The 23198-nt window shown below is 44.4% G+C and carries 20 protein-coding genes; 11 read left to right on the top strand and 9 right to left on the bottom strand.

Features of this window, described 5'->3' with window-relative positions; all coding sequences use genetic code 11:
- Nucleotides 1–9 precede the first annotated feature (9 nt).
- Nucleotides 10–1941, top strand: a complete 1932-nt coding sequence (locus THMIRH_RS09685; protein ID WP_173291896.1) for an ATP-binding cassette domain-containing protein — start codon at nt 10–12, stop codon at nt 1939–1941.
- A gap of 518 nt (nt 1942–2459) precedes the next feature.
- Here the strand turns inward: THMIRH_RS09685 and THMIRH_RS09690 are convergent.
- The 3 genes from THMIRH_RS09690 to THMIRH_RS09700 are packed head-to-tail and all read right to left on the bottom strand — an operon-like array spanning nt 2460 to nt 5788.
- On the bottom strand, nt 2460–4064 hold the full coding sequence (locus tag THMIRH_RS09690; protein WP_173291897.1) for an ABC transporter permease: 1605 nt from the start codon (nt 4062–4064) through the stop codon (nt 2460–2462).
- 9 nt (nt 4065–4073) lie between these two features.
- A complete protein-coding gene (locus THMIRH_RS09695) occupies nt 4074–5114 on the bottom strand; it encodes an extracellular solute-binding protein (RefSeq protein ID WP_173291898.1) in 1041 nt (346 codons plus the stop codon).
- Nucleotides 5115–5128: 14 nt separating this feature from the next.
- Entirely contained in the window at nt 5129–5788 is a 660-nt protein-coding gene (locus tag THMIRH_RS09700; protein WP_173291899.1) for an ABC transporter ATP-binding protein, read from the bottom strand.
- Nucleotides 5789–5996: 208 nt separating this feature from the next.
- Here THMIRH_RS09700 and THMIRH_RS09705 point away from each other — a divergent pair, with 208 nt between their 5' ends.
- The gene (locus THMIRH_RS09705) at nt 5997–7469 is read left to right on the top strand and encodes a helicase HerA-like domain-containing protein (protein ID WP_173291900.1); all 1473 of its coding nucleotides are present in this window, start codon (nt 5997–5999) and stop codon (nt 7467–7469) included.
- Between the two features lie 162 nt (nt 7470–7631).
- Here the strand turns inward: THMIRH_RS09705 and THMIRH_RS09710 are convergent, their stop codons facing one another.
- Nucleotides 7632–8114: a hypothetical protein gene (locus tag THMIRH_RS09710; protein ID WP_173291901.1), complete on the bottom strand. Its 483-nt coding sequence runs from the start codon at nt 8112–8114 to the stop codon at nt 7632–7634.
- 99 nt (nt 8115–8213) lie between these two features.
- On the opposite strand from THMIRH_RS09710, the gene nrdB reads away from it, so the two are divergent.
- The 7 genes from nrdB (at nt 8214) to THMIRH_RS09745 (ending at nt 15700) form a co-directional block, all read left to right on the top strand.
- Nucleotides 8214–9347, top strand: coding sequence for a class Ia ribonucleoside-diphosphate reductase subunit beta (gene nrdB / locus THMIRH_RS09715; RefSeq protein ID WP_173291902.1), 1134 nt, complete (start codon nt 8214–8216; stop codon nt 9345–9347).
- A gap of 149 nt (nt 9348–9496) precedes the next feature.
- Nucleotides 9497–10222 carry a histidine phosphatase family protein gene (locus tag THMIRH_RS09720; protein ID WP_173291903.1) on the top strand — a complete coding sequence of 242 codons (726 nt, stop codon included), beginning with the start codon at nt 9497–9499 and terminating at the stop codon, nt 10220–10222.
- Between the two features lie 10 nt (nt 10223–10232).
- On the top strand, nt 10233–11489 hold the full coding sequence (locus THMIRH_RS09725) for a metallophosphoesterase family protein (RefSeq protein WP_173291904.1): 1257 nt from the start codon (nt 10233–10235) through the stop codon (nt 11487–11489).
- A gap of 86 nt (nt 11490–11575) precedes the next feature.
- Nucleotides 11576–11878, top strand: a complete 303-nt coding sequence (locus THMIRH_RS09730; protein WP_173291905.1) for an amphi-Trp domain-containing protein — start codon at nt 11576–11578, stop codon at nt 11876–11878.
- A gap of 67 nt (nt 11879–11945) precedes the next feature.
- Nucleotides 11946–13613, top strand: coding sequence for an aminoglycoside phosphotransferase family protein (locus tag THMIRH_RS09735; protein WP_173291906.1), 1668 nt, complete (start codon nt 11946–11948; stop codon nt 13611–13613).
- Nucleotides 13606–14562, top strand: a complete 957-nt coding sequence (locus THMIRH_RS09740) for a GAK system ATP-grasp enzyme (RefSeq protein ID WP_173291907.1) — start codon at nt 13606–13608, stop codon at nt 14560–14562. The genes THMIRH_RS09735 and THMIRH_RS09740 overlap by 8 nt, the downstream gene beginning before the upstream one ends.
- Nucleotides 14552–15700 (top strand): HprK-related kinase B, encoded by a 1149-nt coding sequence (locus tag THMIRH_RS09745; protein WP_173291908.1) that lies wholly within the window; start codon nt 14552–14554, stop codon nt 15698–15700. The genes THMIRH_RS09740 and THMIRH_RS09745 overlap by 11 nt, the downstream gene beginning before the upstream one ends.
- Here the strand turns inward: THMIRH_RS09745 and THMIRH_RS09750 are convergent.
- The 3 genes from THMIRH_RS09750 to THMIRH_RS09760 are packed head-to-tail and all read right to left on the bottom strand — an operon-like array spanning nt 15697 to nt 18356.
- The gene (locus THMIRH_RS09750; RefSeq protein ID WP_173291909.1) at nt 15697–16473 is read right to left on the bottom strand and encodes an ATP-binding cassette domain-containing protein; all 777 of its coding nucleotides are present in this window, start codon (nt 16471–16473) and stop codon (nt 15697–15699) included. The genes THMIRH_RS09745 and THMIRH_RS09750 overlap by 4 nt on opposite strands.
- Entirely contained in the window at nt 16474–17448 is a 975-nt protein-coding gene (locus THMIRH_RS09755; RefSeq protein WP_243831432.1) for a FecCD family ABC transporter permease, read from the bottom strand.
- Complete coding sequence (locus tag THMIRH_RS09760; RefSeq protein ID WP_173291910.1) at nt 17445–18356, bottom strand: YihY family inner membrane protein; 912 nt, start codon at nt 18354–18356, stop codon at nt 17445–17447. Before THMIRH_RS09760 ends, THMIRH_RS09755 begins: the two co-directional genes overlap by 4 nt.
- Nucleotides 18357–18491: 135 nt before the next feature.
- Between THMIRH_RS09760 and THMIRH_RS09765 the strand changes: the two genes are divergently transcribed.
- The gene (locus THMIRH_RS09765; protein ID WP_173291911.1) at nt 18492–20855 is read left to right on the top strand and encodes a putative bifunctional diguanylate cyclase/phosphodiesterase; all 2364 of its coding nucleotides are present in this window, start codon (nt 18492–18494) and stop codon (nt 20853–20855) included.
- 54 nt (nt 20856–20909) lie between these two features.
- On the top strand, nt 20910–21059 hold the full coding sequence (locus tag THMIRH_RS09770; protein ID WP_173291912.1) for a hypothetical protein: 150 nt from the start codon (nt 20910–20912) through the stop codon (nt 21057–21059).
- 45 nt (nt 21060–21104) lie between these two features.
- On the opposite strand, the gene THMIRH_RS09775 is transcribed toward THMIRH_RS09770, so the two are convergent.
- Nucleotides 21105–21659 carry a DJ-1 family glyoxalase III gene (locus THMIRH_RS09775; RefSeq protein WP_173291913.1) on the bottom strand — a complete coding sequence of 185 codons (555 nt, stop codon included), beginning with the start codon at nt 21657–21659 and terminating at the stop codon, nt 21105–21107.
- A 22-nt stretch (nt 21660–21681) separates the two neighbouring features.
- Nucleotides 21682–23040, bottom strand: a complete 1359-nt coding sequence (locus THMIRH_RS09780; protein ID WP_425335806.1) for a S41 family peptidase — start codon at nt 23038–23040, stop codon at nt 21682–21684.
- Nucleotides 23041–23198 lie beyond the last annotated feature (158 nt).

The raw sequence follows: 23198 nt of genomic DNA on the forward strand, positions 1-23198 counted from the left end.
GAAGTCCTCATGGCCAATCTTTTTCTTCGTGACATTCAACTCGCCTTTGGCACCACCACACTCCTCGACCGCGTTAACCTCACCATTGAAGACAACGAGCGCCTGTGTATTGTCGGGCGTAATGGCCAAGGCAAATCCACCTTACTTAAAATTATTGAAGGCTCGATTGACGCAGACGACGGCACGCGCGTAGTGCCCGATGGCATTCGCATTGCCAAACTGCAACAAGAAGTGCCACATGATTTAACCGGTTCGGTCTTTCACACCATTGCGATGGGGTTGGGTAATTTAGGGCAACTGATTGAGCGTTACCACCAACTCAGTCACGAAATGGCCGACAATTATTCTGAAGCCTTGATGGACGAGCTGTCTAAGGTTCAACACGAACTCGACAGCAAAAATGGCTGGGATTTAAACACCCAAGTCGAAACTCTCATTTCTAAACTGTCTTTGCCTGCCGATGCGGAATTTTCAGATTTATCGGGCGGTATGAAGCGCCGTGTATTGTTGGCGCAAGCCTTAATTCAAGACCCTAACATTTTATTACTAGACGAACCGACCAACCACTTGGACATTCCCTCCATTCAATGGCTTGAAGATTTCCTTAAAAACCTTAACTGCTCTTTGGTGTTTATCACCCACGACCGTTCCTTTTTGCAAGCCCTAGCAACACGCATTGTAGAACTTGACCGTGGCCATTTGCATAACTGGGAATGCGACTATCAAACCTATTTAGAACGCAAACAAGCGCAACTGGAATCTGAAGCCAAGAGCAACTCTGAGTTTGACAAAAAACTGGCGCAAGAAGAAGTTTGGATTCGCCAAGGCATTAAAGCCCGCCGCACCAGAAACGAAGGTCGCGTGCGTGCGCTCGAAAAATTGCGCGAAGAACACAAACAGCGCCGTAACCAACAAGGCAAGGTCAACTTCCAAGTCAACCGTGCTGAAAACTCCGGCAAACAAGTCATCGAAGTGGAAGACCTGCATTTTGAATGGCCAACCCATACCGTGGTGGATGATTTGTCTTGTATGGTGATGCGTGGCGATAAGGTCGGTATTATTGGTGAAAACGGTTGTGGAAAATCAACCCTGATTAATTTGCTATTGGGTAAACTAGAACCCACTTCCGGAACGGTTAAAATCGGCACCAATATCAAGGTCGCCTACTTTGACCAACACCGTGAACAACTCAACGAAAACACCCCAGTGGTTGAAAGCGTGCTCGAAGAATCTGACTATGTTGAAATCAATGGTCAGCGCAAACACATTATGAGTTATTTGGGTGACTTCTTGTTTACGCCCGACCGCGCGCGTCAACCCGTTAAAGCCCTATCGGGGGGGGAACGCAATCGTTTGTTATTGGCACGCGTATTCGCCAAACCGTCCAACCTACTGATTTTGGATGAACCCACTAACGACCTAGATATTGAAACCCTCGAACTACTCGAAGACCTACTGCTGAATTACACCGGCACTGTGCTCATCGTTAGCCACGACCGTGCCTTCTTAAACAATGTGGTGACCAGCTCGATTGTGTTTGATGCACCGGGCATCGTCAATGAATATGTCGGTGGATACGACGATTGGTTGCGTCAGCGCCCAGCGGAATTTCAAGGCGCCAGCAAAAATATCAAAATCACCAAAAAATCCGCTCCCAAACCCGAAGTCATGGAAAGCAAACCGGCGCCAGCGGCCGTGGTTGAGGCAGATAAAAAGCCCAAAAAACTCAGCTATAAAGATCAGCGCGAGTATGACGAGCTACCCAAAAAAATCGAAGACCTTGAAAAACAGCTAGAAGGGCTGAGTGCCGAAATGTGCGAAGCCGACTTTTTTCAAAGAACTGACAGCCAAAAGGTTTTAGATAAGATGAAATATTTAGAAGGCGAACTCGAAAAAGCCTTTGAACGCTGGGAAATTTTAGAAGCCATGGTGATGGGGTAAAAATTCTAAGAAGGCTAAAGCCTTCGCCCCTTTAGATTTAAAAATAGCATAACTGGGGCGCAGGCTTTAGCCTGCTTTCAACTTAAATCAAAATATTGTACTTACATTATTAATGTCGCTTTTTGGCTTTGTGTTTTCTGATTGAGAATTGTTCTTAGCGCCCTTGTCACTTTTTGGCTCGCCCAAAAAGTAACCAAAAAATCGACCCTCTCATCATTTCTATGCCCCTAAAACTCAGGACTGGAAAGTGGCGAACTCGCTGCGCTCAAACAGCGCCACTTTTTCTCCAGTCCTTTCGTTAAGGGGCATCACGAAATGATTCAAAGGGAATTTTAGGCATTCTGAAAGACCCGTTTTTCTTTTCAGAAGAAAGTGACAAGAACCCAGAGCAAAAATCTAGGAAGGCTAAAGCCTTCGCCCCTTTAGATTTAAAAATGTAATAACTGGGGCGCAGGCTTTAGCCTGCTTTCAACTTAAATCAAAAAATGTTTCTAGATTTTAACGGCTGATTTAATAGCTCATTTGATCAAACCAAAACGCTTCATCATCCACAACCCCAAAAACCCAACACCTAATAACACCAAAGAAGGCACCGCCGCTCTTTCATAAAGCCCATCGGCACTCAACTCATAAATCCGAATCGCCAAGGTTTCCCATCCAAACGGACGCAATAAATAAGTGGCGGGTAATTCTTTAGAAACATCTAAAAACACCAATAACGCCGCACTGAGCAAACCAGGCTTAAGCAAAGGCAAGTAAATTTGCCAAACTAAACGCGGTTTGCTGGCGCCCATATTACGGGCGGCTTCAATAATGCTGGGTTTAATACTTAAAAATCGACTGTAAACTGGCCCATGTGCCACCGCCATAAACCGCACCAAATAAGCCAGCAACAACGCCCAAAGTCCGCCCATCATCAATTGGGCATTAAAGGTTTGATTAAACTGCGTCAACACGCCCATCACCCCAATCGCTAAAACAATGCCCGGCAAGGCATAGCCCATTTTGCCCAATTCTAACACCCATTGTAACCAACGCTTTTTGGGATATTGCACCTGTTGACTGCTCATAAACACCGCTGCCGTCACCGTGATGCTGACTGCCATGACCGATAATAGCAAGGTATTCGCTAACCAGTCCCAATAACGCTTATCCCATTCAATTTGTAGCGTCTGAGCTGCCCAAATAGCCAATTGAATTAAGGGCAATCCTAAAGCTAACATCATAAAGCTGGTAAAAAAACCCGTTAACAGCCACTGCTTTGCTTTAGAAACTTCAAAAGGCGGCTGAGTGATTTTGGACTGTTGCGTAAAGCGGCGTTTGCCGCGGGTTAAACGCTCTATACCCAACAATAACAAGGCCAAAAATAACACCAAAGTGGACAGTTGTGCCGCTAACGCCAAAGATCGAAAATCTTCCCAAGCACTGTAAATGGCCGTGGTAAAGGTGGCAAAATTAAATAAAGACACGGCGCCAAAATCTGCCAGCGTTTCCATGAGCGCCAAACCCAAGCCTGCGGCAATGGCAGGTCTGGCTAGGGGCACACTGATGCGCCAAAAAACACAAGCCGCACCACAGCCTAAACTTCGAGCGGTTTCGATACTGCTGGTGGATTGATTGGCAAAAGCCGTTTTACTGAGGATGTACACATAAGGATAAAACACTAAAGACAGGACTAAAATCGGCGCCAATGCGCCTTCTCGAATATCAATGGGTTGCCAACCGATTTGCGCCAGCCCTTGTTGCAAGGGGCCGCTGTAATCAATCAACCCCAAAAATACAAATGCCAACACATAGGCAGGCATGGCAAAAGGCAACAACAATAACCAACTAAAGGTTTTACGCCCAGGAAACTCCACCATCACCACCAACCAAGCCAACCCCACCCCTAAGAGCAAAGTGCCAAGCGTTACGCCAAGCAACAATAACAGCGTATTACTGACCAATTCTGGTAACAGGGTATCGGCAAAATGCTGCCAAAGCTCGGGGTCTGACTCAAACCAACCGCTAAACAGTTGCAGCGTTGGCAAGAGTAAAATGAGCAACAGCAGAAAAAGCAAAAAGCCCATAAACAACTTCATGGGCTCTAGAGGGGTGATTGCTTTGCGAGATAAGTTAAACAAGCAATTTCCTTATTGATACTTTGCTTTTTGCATCAAAAGCACTGCATTTTGTTGAAGTTCTGCCACCTTGGCTAGGTTGAGTTGGTCAGCTTTAAAAGCACCCCAACGGCTGAGCGCCTCAGAAGGTTGATTGTTTGGATTGGCAGGATGCTCATAATTTTTTTCAGCATAAAGGGTTTGCGCTTGATCTTGACTGAGCCATTCGAGCAACTTTAAAGCCTTTTGCTTGTTTTTGCTGGCTTTCACAATACCGGCACCACTGACATTAATGTGCGTGCCGGTGCTGGCTTGGTTTGCCCAAAAGAGTGCCATTTTAGCTTGCGGGTTTTTGGTGATTTCTTGCCCAAAATAATAACTGTTGACGATGCCCACATCACAGCGATTGCTCAAGATCGCTTTCATCACTTCAGAATCTTTGGCAAAGGGTTTAGCCGCCAAGTTATTCACCCAATTTTCGACCGTCTGTTTTGCTTGGGCTTCGCCTTCATGCGCAATCATGGAAGCCACCAAGGATTTGTTGTAAACATGATTCCCCGAACGCAAACACAAGCGCCCTTTCCAGTTTGCATCGCCCAATTGTGCATAGCTAGAAAGCTGCTCAGGTTTGACTCGCTCGGTACTATAAACAATTGTTCTGGCGCGAATCGACAGTGCCGTCCAACGCATTTGCGGATCACGCAAATGGGCAGGAATGGCTTGCTCTATCAGGGGTGAATTGATTGACTCAAACAAACCCTGTTCAGCCGCATAGCCTAAATTCCCTGCATCGGCCATCATCAATACATCGGCGGGTGTCTGAGAGCCTTCGGATTTAACACGCTCAATCAAAGCCCCATCTTTACCGGTATAAAGTGTCACCTGAATACCTGTTTGCGCGCTAAACTGATCCAACAGGGGTTTCATTAAATGCTCTTTTCGAGCGCTGTAAACCACCAGCTCTGTAGAGTCCGCCGCCATTGCAGGCGTGACCGGTATCAGTCCAAAACTTAAACTGACACCCAGCAAACTGGGCAAACTGGAAAAACTAAATAGGGTTAGCCATTTTTTCATGCTCATATTTCCTGCTAAGCTGCGTGAGAAAGGGGTTGTAATCGCCCCAAATGTAAACTGGCCAAACGATCGCACATGAGCTGCGCCTCTTCTAAAGAGTGGGTCACCACCAGGGCGGCCATGTTTTCTGCTTTAATCCACTCGCGTAAAGTTTTGGCCAAACGAATCGCCAGGGGTCTATCTAAGTTAGAAAAGGGTTCATCCAATAATAACAAGTCGGGTTTAGGCGCCATGGCTCGAGCCAGAGCAACCCGCTGTTGTTGGCCGCCTGACAGCTCGTGGGGAAAACGCCCAAGTAGCGATGTCAGCTCCATCATTTGTGCCAATTGCTCAACTCTTAAGCGTTTTTCAATTTTGGAAACTCGATGTAAACCAAACGCAATATTCTGCGCCACAGTTAAATGTGGGAACAAAGCATAATCTTGAAACACCATGCTGATACCACGCTGCTCAGGTGCAGTACAGTGACTAGGACAACTTAGGCAGCGCCCTGCCACAATCACTTCGCCCTCCGCCAAGCGCTGAAAGCCCGCGATGGTTCTGAGCAGCGTGGTTTTGCCACTACCGCTTTCGCCCATTAAACCGACAATTTCACCCTGCGCTACTTGCAAGCTACAGGTGTTTAAAATAGCGCTTTGGTCGTGCAACACACTTATTTTTTCTAAGGACAACATCAGTTCACCATGATTTTGTATTGATTAATCGCTATCTTAAAATAAATGCGAATCGTTTTCAATAACATTTATATACAAATTAACCTCAATTCAACAAGACCTTTTTAACAAGCCTAAAAGGCTGACTGAACCTGGGATGGATTTTTTATCCCTAAGGGATTTGATATAGTAAAATTTCAAACACTTAAAACTTTGGAGCCCTTTTATCATGAACTCACAGATCATCCCCTTAGCGCTTTCCAACCATGAATCTTTAGGCATTTTGCCCCAAATGGGTAACCGCCACGGACTCATCACCGGTGCCACAGGAACTGGCAAAACCATCAGCTTACAGGTCATGGCAGAGGGTTTTTCTAAAGCGGGCGTTAATGTCTTTATGGCAGATGTTAAAGGCGACCTATCAGGCATTGCCAAAGCGGGCGTCGCCTCTGAAAAATTTCAACGCCGCTTAGAAAAACTGGGCGTTGATCATTGGCAAGGCAAAGGCTTTCCTGTCACCTTTTGGGATTTGCAAGGAAAATTAGGACATCCGTTTCGCGCAACGCCATCTGATCTTGGGCCATTATTGCTATCAAGATTGCTAGAACTCAACGACACTCAAACAGGCGTCATGCAAATGCTGTTTCGTATTGCAGACGATGAAAATATGTTGTTATTGGACATGAAAGATTTGTTGTCTTTGACCAAATATGTCAGCGAGAACAACAAAAACTTTGTGGCTGACTATGGTCACATGGCGCCTGCAACCTTGGGTGCTATCCAACGCCGCCTATTGGCGCTGTCAGACGAAGGTGCCGAAACCTTTTTTGGTGAGCCGATGGTGGATATCAACGACCTATTAACCCCCACGCCCACTGGACTCGGTGCCATTCATTTGCTCAGCGCTGAAAGCCTGATGAATCAACCCAAACTCTATGCCACCGCTTTATTATGGTTGCTCTCAGAACTGTTTGAACAATTACCCGAAGCAGGCGATTTGGCAAAACCTAAGTTGGTGTTATTTTTTGATGAGGCGCACTTGCTGTTTGCCGATGCACCGCCAGTGTTGGTTGAAAAAATTGAACAGGTGGTTCGCTTAATTCGTTCAAAAGCTGTGGGGGTTTACTTTATCAGCCAAAACCCCAGCGATATTCCCGATAAAATTTTAGGTCAACTGGGCAATCGCGTGCAACATGCGCTGCGCGCCTTCACACCAGCAGACCAACGCGCCGTGAAAGCTGCGGCACAAAGTTTGCGTGCCAGACCTGGGTTAGACACGCAAAGCGTAATCAGTGAATTGGGTGTGGGTGAAGCCCTAGTCTCTTTTATGGACGAAGAAGGTCGCCCGCAAATGGTCTCGCGCGCGATGATGCTGCCGCCTTCAGGACAAATTGGCCCCATTACCCTAGCTGAACGCCAAGAGATTTTGGCCGAATCCGCTTTAGGGGCTAAATATCAAGAAGAGATTGATCGCCATTCTGCCTACGAAATTTTGCAAGAACGCGCTCAACAAAGTGCCGAAACACAGGTTAGCTCAACAAACAGTGAACCCTCCAGTCGTCGAGCCACCAAAGAGAAAAGTCTATTAGGTGACCTAGCCACCAGCTTAGGGCGTTCTTTAATGTCATCCGTTGGGCGCCAAATTGGCAGAGAAATCATGCGTGGGGTGATGGGATCTTTTAAAGGTGGGCGCCGCCGTTAATCATTAAAACTCTATGAACACCCAATAAAAAGGAGCGCAGGCTTTAGCCTGCTTAAAACTCATTTGCTAACATTCAGTTAGGGCTTAGGAAGCAACCCCATTAAATAGGGTTATTTCTAAGCAATTTTAACCAGGCCTGGTTAAAATTTGCGAGGTTTTTGTCTACTTTTGACTTAAGGAAGCTAAGGGATGTGCTTCGCTGTGTTGCATATCCGCTTCCCAGCTTTTCCAGCGATCAAGCATCGTTAACACTTTGAGTAACTCTAGCTTACTCACCGGGCTATTAATCTCGTATTTAAAATACCCTTTATCAACCATATCCTGTGCTAAAGGCACTTGCTCGGGTGTTCGCATGAGCACCACAGGGGTTTGTAGGATGGTTGGATTTTCTTCAGTTACCTTTTCCCAAGCGGCTACCGCAGTGCGAGCCAAATGGTAATCCACCAAAATCACCAAAAATACCCTTAAGGTGGAATATTGTTGACGATGTAACTCCTCCATGACGGCTTGCGGACTGTTAAAGTGACTGACCATTAGCCCATATTGTTTGAGCAATTTTTCTAAAGCCAAAAACTTTTCAGCGTTAGGTTCGCATAGAGCGACCCGCTTTCCGTTAAGCCATTGCAACGCATCTTTGACGGACATCCCTGTTACCTCAAATCAATTTCATGCTATTATTATCCACCCTTAAGAACCAAAAATAACATTTTTTACTGCTTTCGTTTGAACTTTTAGGAATTGCTTATGAGCTGTCAAGACAAACACACCTACTCTACTTTTTGCCGCGCCAACAATAACGCGTTGAAAGAGCCGATGTTTTTTGGCCAAAATGTAAATGTAGCCCGTTATGACCAACAAAAGCACCCTATCTTTGAAAAACTGATTGAAAAACAATTGAGCTTTTTTTGGCGCCCTGAAGAAGTGGACTTATCCTCAGACCGCAGCGAATATGCCGCTCTACCAGATAATGAAAAGCACATTTTTATCAGCAACCTAAAATATCAAACGCTGCTAGACTCTGTACAAGGCCGTTCACCCAATGTGGCGTTATTGCCTGTGGTTTCTATTCCAGAACTCGAAACCTGGATCGAAACCTGGTCCTTCTCAGAAACCATTCACAGCCGTTCTTACACCCATATTATTCGTAACATCGTGTCTGACCCAGCGTTGATTTTTGATGACATAGTGACCAACGAAGAAATTGTGAAACGCGCGATTTCGGTCACGCAATATTATGATGAGTTAATTGACCTGACCAACCAAATGTATGCCAACCGCATAGATTTGGCAAACGATGACGAATACCGCAAAAAAATCAAAACCGCTTTATTCTTAACCGTCGTGTCGGTGAATGTCTTAGAAGCCATCCGTTTTTATGTTTCTTTTGCCTGCTCGTTCAGCTTTGCCGAACGCTCGTTAATGGAAGGCAATGCCAAGGTTATCAAGCTGATTGCTCGTGATGAAGCCCTACACTTATCCGGCACTCAGCACATGATTAACATCATGACCGAAGGTCAAGACGACCCAGAAATGGCTATCATCGCCAAAGAAAACGAAGACAAGGTTTACCAAATCTTTAGAGATGCCGCCGAACAAGAAAAACAATGGGCAGAATACCTATTTAAAAATGGTTCTATGATTGGTCTGAATGCCAAAATATTGAAAGACTATGTGGAATACATCACCAATGTCCGCATCAAAGCCCTCAAACTGCAACCCATTTTCGAAAGCAAAAGCAATCCACTACCCTGGATGAACAACTGGCTGGTCAGCGACAATGTACAAGTCGCGCCACAAGAATCCGAAATCAGCTCTTATTTGGTAGGCCAAGTAGACTCCAAAGTCGGCACAGACGACTTTAGCGATTTCTCGTTGTAAATTCACTGTTTTCAAGTCTTAAAAAGCCCTAAAAACGACCAGGCCAGGTTGGTTTTAGGGCTTTTTTATTTATTTTATCGAAAATGCTGTTATAAAACTGTCATCTAATCATCATCTTTTGTTCAAATGCGCTTACTACAATTTGCGCCATGTTAAAGACCCATCCAAAACTTTACCTTGCCTTTGTGCGCCATGGTGAATACAAGCAAAAACCTCAGGTGCCCAGTGCTTTGCAGCCTTACGGCATTTCTAATCAAGGTTCTGAACAGGCCTTAGAAGCCGCTATTCAAATTCAAAAGTTTGCCCAAGAACATGACTGTGACATTCGCAGTACCCTGATCAGCTCTTCCCTGTTGCGTGCTTGGCAAACCGCCGATTTTATTGGGCAAGGCTTGCAGGTGCCTTATCAAATCGTTGAATCCTCAAAACTGGTGGAACGCTCAGTTGGTGCCATGACTAATTTAGCGGTTGAAGAGATTGAAGCCTGTCTTGCCGCTGACCCCCGCTATTCATCACCGCCAGAGGGTTGGAAGTCGGACAGTTTTTATTGCCTGCCCTACGACGGCGCCGAATCCTTGATGCAAGCGGGACAAAGAGTGGCCAATCATATCCGCGATACTTTTACAGAACTTGCCCAAAGCGTTACTCAAGATACTTTGCAAATTATGGTGGGACATGGCGCCAGTTTTCGGCATGCGGCTCATGTATTGGGGCTGTTACGCTTTGAAGAAATTGCCGGTTTGTCGATGTATTACGGCGTGCCGTTGTTTTTTGAATATGACGCACATGACTGCGCTAACGGTCAATGGAAAATGATTGGTGGTGAATGGAAAATTCGCCAATCGGTTTTGATTGATTGCCCGACCATTGATTAGGTGTCAGACCATGAACGCTCAATTTCCCCCTAAACGATACAGCCATCAAGCCACTGCTTGGCAACCGCCTTTAAGTGAACACTTTACAACCAGCCATTGGCAATTTCCGCAAAACGACACCGTCTTCTTTTGTGATTTACATGCTGACGCCGATGCATTTTTACGCTCGCTAAAAGCCAGTTATCTCATATCACAAACCAGTAGCCTTGGAAAAATCACTTTAACAACCCAAGGTTTGAGTACCAACATTATTATTGGTGGCGACTGTTTTGATAAAGGCCCTAGCAATTTAAAACTGCTGTCACTGATGGGTCAACTACGCCAACAAGGGGCGCATTTGATTTTATTGGCGGGCAATCATGACATTCGCATTTATGCCGGACTCTTAGCCTTAGACCATCCTAACGACCCCAAACAAAGCCACTTTTTCACTCGCATGGGTCGCAAAACTTCGGCGCTGTTTGCAGAAATCTTTCAAACTTATTTTATCGATGCTGGCTTAACTGCTAAGGATCTCAGTGCGCTATCAAATTCTGAAATTAAACAAGCACTGTTTCCAGCGACCGATTGGGCAGAACACTTTAGCCAACAAGCCAAAAATCATTTAACCCCATCCGAATTTACCAAAGAGATTCGCCAAATTGCTTTTAAACAAACTGATTTTTTAAACGCTTGCCAAGAAAAAGGCTTAAACCTTCAACAAGTCTATTGGGCAGTCCATAAAGCACGCGAATTATTTATCTCTGCGCAAGGTGACTTCAGTTGGTTTTTTCAAGAATTGGCATTATTGCATCGCGAAGGCAGTTATTTGTTTTGCCATGCCGGACTTGACGACCGCATCACGCATTGGATAAAAACGCGCTCTATCGAGCAGGTAAACACGCATTTTAAAACTCAACTGCAACAGGGCGACTTGTTTAATATTTACTACAACGAATTTGGCAATGTGTTTCGCACCAAATATCGCACAACCGACAAACCCTTAACGCACAAGGGCGCGGCAACCTTAAAATCCATGGGAATCTATGCCATCGTAAATGGGCATCGTAGCCATGAAAATGGCCAGCAATTATATGGTCGAAATGGCCTACTTAACTTTGAATGTGATACCCAGTTAAATGCCAATTGCCGACAAAAAAGCCAGATGACAACCCCCGGATTTTCCGCCACTTTGTTTTATTCCAATGGCGTGGTTTCGGCAATTTGCAGTGAATTACCCCATATCAAAATGTTTGACCCACGCTATTTGCATCAGAGATTAGCCTAGCAAACCTCAAAAGTTGACCTTTGTCATAATTGGGAGATTATTTTTTGCATATAATCTTCAAATGATAAAAAACTTGAGAGCTTTAAATGAGCAAGAAAACGCGTAACTTTGAACATGAGTCCTTGCAAGATTCGCAGGGCATCACGGGTTATTTGAATGCCATCACCGAAGGTTTTAATAAAGGTGAATTGGTTTTTACCGATGACGATGAAGAAATTCGCCTAACCCCTGAAGGCTTGGCCAACATTAAAATTAAAGTGACCCATACTAAAAACTCACAATCTTTGAGCATTAAATTGAACTGGTCATCTAGCGAACGCTCTGAGAATGAAGAATCGCCTTTGTTTATTGAGGCCAAAAAACGCTCTGGCAAAAAGAAATCTAAATAATACGACTCACTGAAACAACCCACTAAACAACCTAAGGAAAATGGCCCAGTCTTAAGCCTTCTTTCACATGAAAACCACGCCCGAACTGCTCACTCCCCTCCAGTTTTTAATTTTGACTTTGCAAAAACAATTGCAAAGCGTGGTCGACTATATTGAAACCGGCGAAAAGCGCCATTTAAACAAAAGCCTGCAACAAGTCGATTACATCGAAAACTATCACGCAGCCCTACTCAACCAATCTGCCAAAGCCTTTTTAAACACCCAAGCACCTGACCAACCTAATGCGCTCAGTATTCAATGCTTTGAAATGATCAGTAATCATCTCAAAACCCTCTCCAATCAACTGCAACAATTAGCGACAGAACTGCAAAAACCTAAAATGGGGCGTTTATTCAAACAGGCAGCGATTGGCAATATTTTCTTAGAGTTAGCACGAAATTTGAATCTAGTGCGTCCAGCCATTTTGGCAGACGATTCGCAACTGGCAATAGAGCTCTGTCAACTCGAAACTCGTCTTGAGCATCATGCCAATCCTTTAATCAAAAAAACGCAAAAGCGCCTAGCCAGTGGCCAAAACATTGCAACCCTGCTCAACGGGCTATTTGTTGTTAAAGACCTATGCAAAACTGCCGAACCTTTGCGTCATATTGGTGAGGCGATTATCTCAAGCAATCTGGGGCAATTGATTCAAATTGACCGTTACCACACCTTGCAAGCCACCCTCAATAGCACCTCACTCCCAACGGAAGACGACCTTAAAATTCACGCCATGGGTGAAACCAAATCTGGCTGTAGCATTTCAGGCTTACGCCATGCTGACTTGGCAAAGCGCACTACTCAAGACTTGGATATTTTGGCGATTTTTAAAGAAGGCAATGAAGAAAAGTTGCAAGAAGAAAAGCTCGGTATTGAAAGCTGGCACAAAAAATACCCGGGGATTGCGCCGGAGGTTTATGCCTTTCATCAACGCGGTGACAAGGCTGGTTTGTTGTTTGAATACATGCAAGGCGAAACCTTTGACAAACTGATTTTGCGCGAAAACCTAGAGCCATTACAAGCGGGTTTAAATCGTTTGTTTAAAACGCTCTCAGACATTTGGCAAACCACTCAAATCAAAGAGCGCCGCCCAGCGCTCTTTATGGAACAACTCAAAAGTCGCCTCAACAGCATTTATGCCGTACACCCAGAATTTAATATCAATGCGCTGTCGATTGGTCAAATTAAAAAAGATTCTCTAGAAACCCTGATTCAAAATGCCGCTAAACTGGAAGCCAAGCTTAAAGTGCCACGCGCTATTTTTGTGCATGGTGATTTTAATATCGACAATATTATCTATGATGCCACCAGTGACCAAGTGAGCTTTATTGATTTACATCGCTCTGAATACTCGGATTTTGTGCAAGATTTATCGGTGTTAATAGTGTCGTATTATCGCTTGTGCGATTTTGACCCCACGGTGCGCCATCGCATCAGCCAAACCATGCAAGCCATCTACGATTTTGGCGAACGCTACGCGCAAACCATCGGAGATGCCACCTACGGACAGCGCATGGCTTTGGGGCTGGCGCGCTCATTTATCAGCTCAACTCGGTTTATTTTAGATAAAACCCATGCCAAAACTATGCAGTTTAAAGGCCGATTTTTAATTGAACAGGTCTTGGATTTCCAAGCCGCTCTGCGCAAGGATGCGACTTCATCTCCCTATCAAGTTCCAAAGGACATATTTAATGACTAAGCCTTTTTCAACGCTGAAAATTGCCGTCGTCGGCATCCCCGGTAAATGGTCAACCGAAGTGCTCGCAGATGCCATCGAAGCCAAAACAGGCTTTCGCTGGGTGATTGACATCGAACAAGTGGTCGCCGATTTAACTAAACCCAGTTTGTTTTACCAAGGTAAATGTATGTGTGATTTGGATGGCATTGTCATCAAAAAAATCTCCGAAACCTATTCACCTTTGGTACTCGACCGCTTGGAAATTTTGCGTTTTGCCGAAACTTGCGGTGTGCAAATTTTTTCAAAACCCGAGGCTTTAATTCGCTTAATTGACCGCATGAGTTGCACCGTGGGATTGCACAAAGCGCAAATTCCCATGCCGCCCACCACCATTACCGAAAATATTGAAGAAGCCCATCAAGCCATTATGAATTACGGTGAAGCGGTCTTAAAACCGCTTTTTTCCACCAAAGCCCGTGGCATGATTATACTCAATAGTAAAACTCCCAAAAAACAGCTTAAAGAACAACTTGAAACCTATTTTGAAAAGCAACGCTTTTTTTATATTCAACAGAAAATTAACCTACCCGGACAGGATTTGGGATTGGTATTTTTAAATGGTGAATATCAAGGCGCTTATGCCCGCATAGGCTCAAAAGACAACTGGAATACCACCATTCTAGGCGGTGGAAAATATGCCAAAGCCGAACCCTCGCAAGCCATGATTGATTTGGCGCATAAAGCCCAAGCACAGTTTAATCTGGCCTACACCACCGTGGATATGGCAGAAACCGAAGCAGGCATAGTATGTTTTGAAGTTTCGGCTTTTGGCGGATTTAGAGGCGCCAAAGAAGGCTTAGGGTTGGATATGGCAGAACGCTATGCGGACTTTGTGCTGCAGCAAATCCATCAAAATCCGTTGCCCAATCCTTGTCATAACGCAGCTGAAGAAGTCGCCCTTGAACACTGAATCGCATTTTCAGTTGCTATCAACTTTGGGCATTAATTCTAAATCGTTTTGTCCACACGCATTGCGCATTCAATTGCCGGGTTTGGTGATTTCACTACACAGCAATAGTGAACGCTTAATAGACACTTTAAAATCTTATTTTGACTGTGTACTGCTCAGCGATGAACACCCCCAAACCGACATCCAATTATTTGCCGTGCAAATGGATGAAATTCCTTTAGAAATTCGCAATCTACCCTGGCAAGACTGGCACAGAGAAGCCGGCAAAATTGGGCGTAAAGAAGCGTGTTTTGATGCTGACTATAAAGGCATTTCTTATCGCTGGATTTTAAAGGTTAAAACCCAAGTGGTCTTTTGCCAACGAGGGCAAACGGAATCTTCTGATAGCGCACTTCATTCTTTTGCCCTTGGCCCGGTCAATAACCATCCCAACCAAATCATTAATTTTATGCTGACCCAGTTTCTCAATCATCGTCAAAGATTGGGCAGTTTACTGGGGCACGCCTCGGCTTTGCGCATTCACAATAAGGGCGTGGCGATTGCCGGTTTATCAGGTGGCGGCAAATCGACGCTGATGCTTAAACTCTTAGAAAAAGGCCAACACTTTATCAGCAATGACCGCATTTTATGCCATGCAACCGCTGAAGGTATACAACTGCAAGGCATTCCCAAACAGCCGCGGATTAACCCAGGCACCATCGTGTTTAATCCGCGATTGCATGGGTTGATGAGTGAGTCAGAACGACAAAGTTATTTGGCCATGCCCACCGAAGAATTACGGGCCCACGAAGAAAAATATGATGCCGATGTCAACCAGCTGTTTTGGCCGAATTGTTATTTGGCCGAAAATCGTTTGGATGCGTTAGTGGTTTTAAATTGGCAAGCCAATCCAGAACATCCTACTTTTTGTCGCCAAACGACTTTAGCAAAATCCCCTGAATTGGTCGCGGCGATTATGAAAACCCCTGGCGTATTTTTTGCAGAAGCGAACAGTCAGTTTATCGCTAATGGCAAAGCGCCGCACCCGCAACGCTATCTTGACCTTTTAGGTGAGTTGCCATGCTTGGAACTCACAGGGAATATTGATTTTGAGGCGGCTGAAAGACTGGTGATTCAGGCTTTAGAAGAACTGCACTAATCGACATGAATCCACTGCACAGTGGCATCTTCATCTAAAACACTCAACCATTTGGCTTGCACACCAAACACCTCTGCCAAAATCTCAGGGGTTAAAACTGTTTTGGGCGAACCGCTGGCCACCAAACTGCCGGCTTTTAATAGGTGACATTGGTCAGCCAAACGCACCGCCAAATTTAAGTCATGCACCACCATCAAAACCCCCAGCCCCAAAGCCACATAATCTTGTAATACCAGCTGAATGGTTTGTAGGTGTTTTAAATCTAATCCGGTATTCCACTCATCTAACAACAACCATTTGCCCTGCAAATTTTCCGCCTTCATTTCACCCAGCTGCGCAACCACTCTGGCCAATTGCGTGCGTTGTTGTTCGCCACCCGACAGGGTTAAATAGTTTTGATTTAAAAGGTGTTCTAGGTCAAAAAAGCGTGCAATTTTAACCAGGCCTGGTTGTTTTTGAGCCGAATTCACCGCCAAACCCAGCTGAATTACCTCGGCAACCTTAAAGCCAAAATTTAACTGCACCTTCTGTGACAACACCGCTCGTTGCTGAGCCAAGGACTCAAAATTCAAAGCGACTAGTGGCTGGCCTTGCCAGACAATCTGCCCGTTACTGGGTTGCAAATCTTTACTCAGACACTTCAGTAAGGTACTTTTACCCGCGCCATTGGCGCCCAGTAATACATGGACTTTGCCGGCGTCTAACTGCAAATTGATGTCCCGCAAAATCTGTTTTGAACCCACCGCATAACTGAGTGCTTGGCAAATAATCATTTACAGCCCCTGACGCTTATGCAGTAACATCATCAAAAAAAACGGTGCGCCCAGCAAAGACATCAGCAAGCCTATGGGTAATTCGGCAGGTGCTATCCAAATGCGCGCAAACCAATCGGCCAGCGTTAATAAAATTGCGCCCCCTAAAGCAGATGCCAACAACAACTGTCGATGCCCTACCCCAAACCACAAGCGCATTAAATGCGGCACCATTAAGCCAACAAAACCAATCACGCCTACCAAGGCAACCGAAACCCCCACCATCAGCGCAGACAGCCACATCATTTGGCGTTTAAAGGGTTGTGGGTCAAACCCCATTTGCTGACTCACCGACTCGCCCAATAAAAACACATCCATTTGATGTGCTCGGCGCCAGAGTCCCACTATACCGATAACAATTGCCATCAAAATCCACAACACCGCTTGCCAACCTAAACTGGAAAATGACCCCATCATCCAAAAAATCACACTGCGCATTTGCTGGTCATCTGAAACACTCACCAATAATCCGGTTAAAGCGGCTGCAAAGGCATTTAGGGCAACGCCCGCCAATAACATAAAGCCCACTTGGGTTTGCCCACGATGAATGGACAGCACATGCAAGAGTGCGGTCACCGCAAACGCCATCACAAAAGCACTCAAGGCCAGCCAGCCACTGGAAACGTCTATCCAAAACCACGGGCCGACAACAATCATCAGCACAGCACCCAAGGCAGCGCCAGAAGATACGCCCACCAAACCCGGTTCTGCTAGGGGATTACGAAACAAAGACTGCATAGCAACGCCTGATACCGCTAAACCTGCCCCCACTAAACTGGTGGCGACAACTCGTGGCAATCTTAGCTCCCATAGAATTAAAGATTGCGTTTCGTCCAAATTGCCAAAATTTAACAAAACCTGCAAAGCATCAAATTGCTGCCAAAAAGTATTCAACCCAAACACAAGCATTAACAGCAGAACTAACAGAAAAATCAAACGACCTCCAAAGTATCTTCGGAGGAGGCTTTTACGGGGGGATGCTTAGCCTTTATCGATGATTTGAGTTGCGAGCCTTTTTCAAAGTTTTCTAATTGAAAAACCACTGTAGCAGAAATCAAAATAACCGCCCAAAGACTGTAAATCCACAGTAATAAAATAGGAATGGCTGCAAAAGCCCCATAAATAATGCTGTAGGTTGGAAACCAGGCCAAATACAACCCAAAGCCATTTTTAAGCCCCTCGACCAGCAATGCCGCCAAAACAGCACCAATCATAGCCGACGTCCAGCTGACTCTGACAACAGGCACAAATCGGTATAAAAATGCAAACCCTAGCACATTAAACAAGATCGGTAGCGCATGCAACCAATCCAAGGGTTGTACCACCCAGTTCTGCACATGACTGATCAAGGGCATAGCCGTTAAATAAGAACTCAGCACCAAACTGCCGCCTAACAAAACAGGCCCCAATAAACTGATCCCCAAATAATGTAAAAGACTCACCCACCATCGGCGCGAGAGGGTTGATGACCAAATGCTATTGAGCTTGTCATCAATCGTCCACAGCAACATAAGCGTGGTGATTAAAATAAAAATCAAACTGGGGCCTTTTAATTTAGCCACCTGCTGTGAAAACTGCCAAAGGTATTGCTGTATGGTTTCACCAGACTGCGGTAATAAATGGGCGACCAATAAATCTAACACTTCTTTAGACAAAGATTGAAACAGGTCTGACATTGAAAAAATACTCAACATCAACCCCAACAAAGGCACCAAACTGAGTAAGGTGGTGTAAGACAAAATGACCACCGCATCCAACCCTTTTACCTTGTAAAAGCGCATAACCACGCTTTTCCAAAAGAGTCCTTTCCGCAAGAATTTAAGTTTTTGCCAGAGGCGGTTCATGCTTTCTTATCCATTTTTTATGGTTACGCACATCGACTAACAACCATCGATCTTTTACGTCGCTCTCTAAAATTTATTATAAAGCCATCAAAATTATTAAATTGCAGTCATAAATAAAATCTATAAAATGCGGCCATGCAGAAAAACTCAAACTCATTTATCTACTCTTTAATTATTGGCTACGCCCTTATCATTATATTGGTGGCGATTTCGGCTGGCATTTTCTTTAATTACGAATCTAAAATTTCTAAAGCCTTCAAAGACTATATCAACCTCACCCAGCAAAACTATCATGTTGATATGCTACATAAAGCCTCATCAACCCGCAGTATTTTGCTGGTAAAGATGATTAAAAGCAACGACCCATTTGAGATAGATGACCTTAAAACACAAATGAACGCCTATGAACATCGGATAGGCAATCATCTCAGAACCTTAGAAAGGTTGAATCTAAGCGATGCCCAAATGGCGCTTTTGCAGGCAGCAAAAAGCAAAATGGATGAAAACCGCATTATGCAAATGATGGTTTACGAGCTGATTCTGGAAGAAGAAATTCCCAGCGCCATGATTGAGTTGGTAGAGGTTACCCTGCCGTTACAAGAAACGGTTCAGCTTACGCTGGCAGAACTGCAAAAAAGCATCGCTCAAGAATCCTCTTTAGCCATCAGCCATTACTCAGAAATCATTGCCGATATGCGCTCAATGATTACTTGGGTTTCCCTGCCACTCATCTTGTCCATGCTACTGATTGGAATTTTAACAACCCGTAAGATTCATAAGGCCGCCACCAAACAACAAGAATTATTAGCCACCCTAGAAACACGCGTTCAACAGCGAACTCAAGAACTGCTGATGGACCGAAAATTGTTACAACACTTAAATGAAGCCATAGGCGTTATCAATCAAAAAGGCGCTTTGATTCTTAGCAACAAACGCTTTAAGAAACTGCTTGAAGCTTGCCAAATTGAAAATCAAACGTCAATGTGGCCCTGTCTTGCCTTAGCGTTTAACGACATCAGCATTGAAGCCATTCAGCAAACCCTCAGCAAGGGCAAATGGCGTAGCGAAGTGTCTTTAACCAATATGCCAGAGCAAACTTTGATTTTAGACATTGAAGAAATCCACGATTTTTCTCTGCCCGAAACCTATTATTCCATCATTCTAACGGATATCTCCGAACTCAAAACCTTTCAAACGCAACTTGAACATTTGGCCAACCATGATGCCGTAACAGGCTTGGCAAACCGCCACAGCTTTAACACTCAAATGCGCCAACAAATTGAACAGTATCCTGATATTGAGTTTTTCTTACTCTACCTGGACCTAGACGATTTTAAATGGGTCAATGATCATTTAGGCCATGCGGTGGGCGATCAGTTCCTCCAAAAACTGGGCGAAATTTGCATGCAAACCTTTACCGAAAATGACACAGTCGCGCGCATAGGCGGTGACGAATTTGCGGTGATTATTCGCCAATCTTTAGAAGATTTTGAGCTGGCTAATTTAGCCAATCAACTCATTCACAATCTGCAAAAGCTTAATGACCTGCACGCCACAGAACATAAGGTGCGATGCAGTATCGGTATTGCTCGCTATCCAAAAGACGGCACTGAGCCAGATATTGTTTTAAAACATGCCGACTATGCCATGTACCAATCCAGAGAAGATGGCGCCAACCAATTCTGTATTTTTTCGAAATCCATGAGCGAGCATTTACAATATTTACATGACATAGAACAAAACCTTCACCAAGCCGTTAAATCACAAGAGTTTAGTGTGCATTACCAACCGCAGTATTCTTTGAAAAACTTAGGATTGGTTGGGGCTGAAGCCTTAATTCGCTGGGAAACGCCATCTCGCAATATTCCCCCAGCAGAGTTTATTCCCCTAGCTGAAAAATTTCGTTTAATTGGCGACATAGGTGAGTTTGTCTTTGCAGAATCGATTCGCCAATTTAAATCTTGGCAAACTGCTGAGAATCCATTGCCAAGAATTGCCATTAATGCCTCGTCCATTCAACTCTTGGCAGGTAACTTTGGGCCATTTGTAGAAAGCACCCTGAAAAAATATGGAGTGGCCGCCAATCAAGTCGATATTGAAGTCACTGAGTCGGTGATGATGAAAAATATTGATGCCCAAAAAGAAGAAGGTGGCTGCTTGGCAAGCCTACAAGACCAAGGTATGGAAATATCCATTGATGATTTTGGCACAGGCTATTCATCCCTGTCTTACATCAAACACCTGAACATTGACCGTATTAAAATTGACAAAAGCTTTATAGATGATATTGAATATAACGACGAAGCGCGCTCAATCGTAAAAGCCATCATTAAAATGGGACATAGTTTAGGACTTAAAGTGCTGGCTGAGGGAATTGAAACCCAATCTCAATTAGAGATTTTGCAAAAATTGGAATGTGATGAAGGACAAGGTTATTTATTCAGCAGACCTTTAACACCCGAAAACTTTGCCCTTAAATGCTTATCCAAGGCCGCTTAAATCGTTAAAAACGACCGTTAAAACCTTATCAAACCGTTGAATTAGGGGCATCGTATGGACAAGAAACAACTTGAAGGACTCAAAGATAAGCTGGTTATGGCAAAAGCTTTGCAACAATCCGCGCGCCGCGAAATTACCCTAACAGAAGCCCAAGCCAAAGCGCTTGCTGAAGCCATCAAAAAGATACTCAGAAAACTACATTAAAACGCTTAATAATCAATAGTGTTATTTTACAGACTATCTGAACGACTACCTGACAAGCGCAGCTTCGACTGTTTGACGCTTTTCTAAACCCACCAATACTTCAATTAATTGCAGCGCAAAATCCATCACAGTTCCCGGCCCTCTAGAGGTCACAACCTTGCCATCCATCACCACAGGCAAATGGCTATAGGTCATATTTTTGGCGGGCAAGGTGTCAATCACCCCAGGATAGCTGGTTGCCGTTTTGCCATCTAACAAACCTGCACTCACTAAAACCTTTGGTGCTGCACAAACAGCGCCAACCCAGCCACCTTGGGCAGCGGTTTGTTGCAAGATACGTTGCAAACGCATATCTTGATCTAAATAGTCAGCACCTGGCAAACCACCAGGCAGTACCACCAAATCAAAGACTTGATTTTCAACCTCGGCTAAAGTGTTTTGAGCAATCAATTGGGTATGACGGCTGGCGGTGATGATTTTTTGTTCATCCAAACTGGCTGTGACCACTTCAATACCCGCTCTCACCAGCAAATCCATGATGGTCACCGCCTCTAACTCTTCACAACCCTGAGCCAGAGGAACCAAAACCCGCTTTTGCATCAAAACCCTCTCTTTATTAAATTTAGTTGGCTTGATTCATGGCTTGCGTAAACGCCATACCTTTTAATAAATTTAGAGCTTCATGCAATTCAAAGTCTTTTGCTAAAGTTTCGTCTAACTCTTTCAAACGAGCTTCGTCTTTGGTTTGCTCTTCTGTTTTCACTGTTTGTTTTTTGTCATCCACATGATCTAGATGCCCGCTAAGATCTTTTTCTTTAACACGATCCATCGTTTCTTCACGCTTTTCAACCTTAACCAAATCAATTTTGATATCTGGCTTAATGCCTTCCGCTTGAATCGAACGACCTGAAGGCGTGAAATAACGCGCCGTGGTCACTTTAATTGCCCCGCCGTTATTTAACGGTAACAGCGTTTGTACTGACCCTTTACCAAAACTGGTGCGTCCTGCAATTAAGGCACGCTTCTGGTCTTGCAACGCACCTGCAACGATTTCAGAAGCAGAGGCTGAACCTTCATTGATTAACACAATGATTGGCTTACCCTTCATGACATCACCGTTTTCAGCTTCAAAACGCATTTGTGAATTTTCAACACGCCCTTTGGTGTAAACAATCAGACCTTTATTTAAAAACGCATCTGAAACCTGCACCGCAGCACGCAAAACACCGCCCGGATTATTTCTTAAATCCAACACAAGACCATTTAAAGGCGCCTTATTTTCTTCAGTCAGCTTTGCGATAGAATCGGTTAAATCTTCACCCGTACGAATTTGGAACTGGCTGATACGAACATATCCCATGCCATCTGTGAGTAATTTTTGTTTGACGCTTTTAACTTTGATAACTGCTCGGGTTAATTCCAGTTCGATTGGCTTATCTTCACCCTTACGAACAATGGTTAACTTAATTGTGCTGCCTGGCTTTCCGCGCATTACTTTGACGGATTCATTCAGCGTTTTGCCTTTAGTAGGCTCTTCATCCAACTTGATAATAAGGTCACCAGCTTTTACGCCTGCTTCTTGAGCAGGGGTATCGTCAATCGGAGAAATGACTTTCACAAAGCCGTCCTCTAAACCAACTTCCATACCCAAGCCACCAAACTCACCGGTGGTGTGCTCTTCCATTTCCTTGTAATCTTTGGGTGGTAGATAAGCAGAGTGTGGGTCAAGGTTTGATAACAAACCACTGATAGCGCCTTCTAAAAGTTTTTTGTCATCGACAGGTTCGACATAATCATTGGCCACGCGTTCATAGACTTCTACAAAAGCACGCAATTCTTTTAGCGGAAGCTGCTTTGAAACCTGCTCAGTCGTTGCCGGTGCATCTTTATCCGCCACAACCGTTGTTGCCAAAACCACAAACGCTCCTAAAAAAGCGCCTGTAACACCCCATAAACCTTTTTTTGCCCAAGTGATTTTCACTGTATCTCCGACTGGCATCATGCCAAATTTCAGGTTTTGTAGCCTTTCAAACTGGCTCGCAAAGCCCTTGTTATTAAAAAATTAAATTCATTATAAAATAACTTTAAGTGACTTTAACCATCAATTTAATTAGAATTAGACAATTAGTATATTTTTAT

The sequence above is a fragment of the Thiosulfativibrio zosterae genome (assembly GCF_011398155.1).
In the GTDB taxonomy this organism is placed as follows: Bacteria; Pseudomonadota; Gammaproteobacteria; order Thiomicrospirales; family Thiomicrospiraceae; genus Thiosulfativibrio; species Thiosulfativibrio zosterae.

Excerpts from the sequence above, each read along its gene's own strand:
- THMIRH_RS09685 (WP_173291896.1), top strand. The coding sequence starts at position 10 with ATGGCCAATCTTTTTCTTCGTGACATTCAACTCGCCTTTGGCACCACC.
- THMIRH_RS09695 (WP_173291898.1), bottom strand. The coding sequence starts at position 5,114 with ATGAAAAAATGGCTAACCCTATTTAGTTTTTCCAGTTTGCCCAGTTTG.
- THMIRH_RS09700 (WP_173291899.1), bottom strand. The coding sequence starts at position 5,788 with ATGTTGTCCTTAGAAAAAATAAGTGTGTTGCACGACCAAAGCGCTATT.
- THMIRH_RS09705 (WP_173291900.1), top strand. The coding sequence starts at position 5,997 with ATGAACTCACAGATCATCCCCTTAGCGCTTTCCAACCATGAATCTTTA.
- THMIRH_RS09710 (WP_173291901.1), bottom strand. The coding sequence starts at position 8,114 with ATGTCCGTCAAAGATGCGTTGCAATGGCTTAACGGAAAGCGGGTCGCT.
- nrdB (WP_173291902.1), top strand. The coding sequence starts at position 8,214 with ATGAGCTGTCAAGACAAACACACCTACTCTACTTTTTGCCGCGCCAAC.
- THMIRH_RS09720 (WP_173291903.1), top strand. The coding sequence starts at position 9,497 with ATGTTAAAGACCCATCCAAAACTTTACCTTGCCTTTGTGCGCCATGGT.
- THMIRH_RS09725 (WP_173291904.1), top strand. The coding sequence starts at position 10,233 with ATGAACGCTCAATTTCCCCCTAAACGATACAGCCATCAAGCCACTGCT.
- THMIRH_RS09730 (WP_173291905.1), top strand. The coding sequence starts at position 11,576 with ATGAGCAAGAAAACGCGTAACTTTGAACATGAGTCCTTGCAAGATTCG.
- THMIRH_RS09735 (WP_173291906.1), top strand. The coding sequence starts at position 11,946 with ATGAAAACCACGCCCGAACTGCTCACTCCCCTCCAGTTTTTAATTTTG.
- THMIRH_RS09740 (WP_173291907.1), top strand. The coding sequence starts at position 13,606 with ATGACTAAGCCTTTTTCAACGCTGAAAATTGCCGTCGTCGGCATCCCC.
- THMIRH_RS09750 (WP_173291909.1), bottom strand. The coding sequence starts at position 16,473 with ATGATTATTTGCCAAGCACTCAGTTATGCGGTGGGTTCAAAACAGATT.
- THMIRH_RS09760 (WP_173291910.1), bottom strand. The coding sequence starts at position 18,356 with ATGAACCGCCTCTGGCAAAAACTTAAATTCTTGCGGAAAGGACTCTTT.
- THMIRH_RS09765 (WP_173291911.1), top strand. The coding sequence starts at position 18,492 with ATGCAGAAAAACTCAAACTCATTTATCTACTCTTTAATTATTGGCTAC.
- THMIRH_RS09770 (WP_173291912.1), top strand. The coding sequence starts at position 20,910 with ATGGACAAGAAACAACTTGAAGGACTCAAAGATAAGCTGGTTATGGCA.
- THMIRH_RS09775 (WP_173291913.1), bottom strand. The coding sequence starts at position 21,659 with ATGCAAAAGCGGGTTTTGGTTCCTCTGGCTCAGGGTTGTGAAGAGTTA.